The 1,960-nt window shown below is 49.6% G+C and carries 1 protein-coding gene; it reads left to right on the top strand.

What is annotated here, in order from left to right:
- Positions 1–62 precede the first annotated feature (62 nt).
- Positions 63–1,960: TonB-dependent receptor (locus Q0140_RS11315; RefSeq protein ID WP_297964655.1), on the top strand; the 1,898-nt coding region annotated here is incomplete at its 3' end.

Raw genomic sequence — 1,960 nt, 5'->3', positions numbered from 1 at the left:
AATTTAATATTTTTTGTGATTAAATTTCGCAATCGTTTATCATAATATCCAAAGGATCAAAAATGAAGTTATCTTACGTTGTGGCGGGGGTTTTGCTATGCGGCGCCTTGAGCGCAGACGATACTACGAGCAAGGACGTAAATTTAGGCACGATAATCGTATCGTCGAATTTTAAAAAATCTATCTTGCAAGAGCCCACGAAGGTGGAGATCGCGGGTAAAGACACTATTTTAGAAAACGGCGACATCGCAAAATCGCTTTTGAACTTAAGCGGCTTTTCGATGGAGCGCAAGGGCGGAGGCGGCAGCGAAGTTTATTACCGCTCGCAGACGGCGTCCAGACTGCCCGTGCTCATCGACGGCAGCACGCTAAACGGCGGCTGCGGCATGCGTATGGATACGCCCATCACCTACATCTCGGCGCAAAACTACAACTCCGTGCGCATCGTCAAAGGTCCGCAGGACGTCAGATATGGAGCGCTCATCAGCGGCGGTATTTTCTTCGATCGAGATATTTTAAGACTAGATAAAACGCAATTCGGCGGGAATTTTAGCGTGCTAGGCGGAAGCTTTAGACGCTTCGAAACCGTAGCCGACGCCGTCGTGGGCAATGAATGGGGCAGCTTGCAGATCTCGGGCGGACATTACGAGAGCGGCGACTATAAAAGCGGCGGCGGACAGAAAATGCATACGCACTATAAACGCAACAGCGTCTCGCTCGTAGGCACGATCACGCCTACCGATTCTACCGCCATTCAGCTTAGCACGGACCTGGGCGAGGGCGAAGCGGCGTATGCGGACAGGATGAGAGACGGCGTGCAGTTTGACCGTAAATCTTTCGGGCTCAAATTTGAACAAGACGTCGGCGAGCACAAGATCAGGCTAAGTTCGTACTATCATCAGATCGATCACATAATGGACAACTTCACCATGCGTCCGGTGGTGCCGGGCACGGGGCGCGGCAAGGGATATAGCATCAGCCACCCGATACGCGATATGTACGGCTTTAAGCTAGAAGGCGAGCTAAATTTCGACAATCTAACAAGCTATCTTGGCGCTGGGTACTCTGAGGATGTATTTAAGTGGAGAGGCGCTGGAACGGGCGGAGCCGGCGTATCTAAAGCCGAAATGGACGCCGCCGTATCAAAGCCGCACGTAAAAGAGCGCAAGGTAACGTATAAAACGATCTACACTCAAAACGAATACGTCCTAGAAAACGACTACGGGCTTTTTGGCGGACTTAGGCTGGACGCGGGCGAGAGAAGGCTGCTAAAAACGCATAAGAGCAGGAAAGAAAATTTATTTTCAGGATTTTTTAGATACGAAAAATATCTGCAAAATTTAACGCTTTATGCTGGGTTAGGACACGCACAAAGACTGCCCGATCACTGGGAAACGAGTAAAGACGATAACCTCAAGCTAAATAAAGAAAGAAATACTCAGCTGGATTTTGGCGCAGTGCTAAAAGATAAAAATTACGAACTAAGCGCGAATTTTTTCGTCTCAAAGATGGATGATTACATAATGATAAAATATAGTCCTATGGGCATGTCCTCAGACGCCTTTAATACCGACGCCCTGCTATACGGCGGCGAGATCGAGGGCACTACGCTGCTAGCCGATATGTTTAGGCTGGGGGCGGGAGTATCCTACGTCTACGGCAAGGTGACTAAAAACGCGGGCGGCTCAAAAGATGGCGACGCGCTGCCTAAGGTTTCGCCTCTAGCGTTTAAGCTAAGCGCCGGTTTAGAAAAGCCCGACTGGTTCGTCAAAGCCGACTTCTACACTAACGCGTCGCAAAACCGCGCGCAAAAAGGCTACGGCGACGTAGGCGGCATGGACCTGGGCAAGAGCGATAGCTTTTGGACGCTGGGGCTAAGCGCGGGCTATAAATACAAAAATTATCAATTTTTGCTAGCGGCGGAAAACCTAAACGACGCCAAATATGCCTATCATAACTC

This window comes from uncultured Campylobacter sp., from assembly GCF_938045405.1.
Lineage (GTDB): Bacteria > Campylobacterota > Campylobacteria > Campylobacterales > Campylobacteraceae > Campylobacter_B.
The sequence above is the reverse complement of the archived record's forward strand: the minus strand, read 5'-3'. Positions and strand labels throughout refer to the sequence as shown.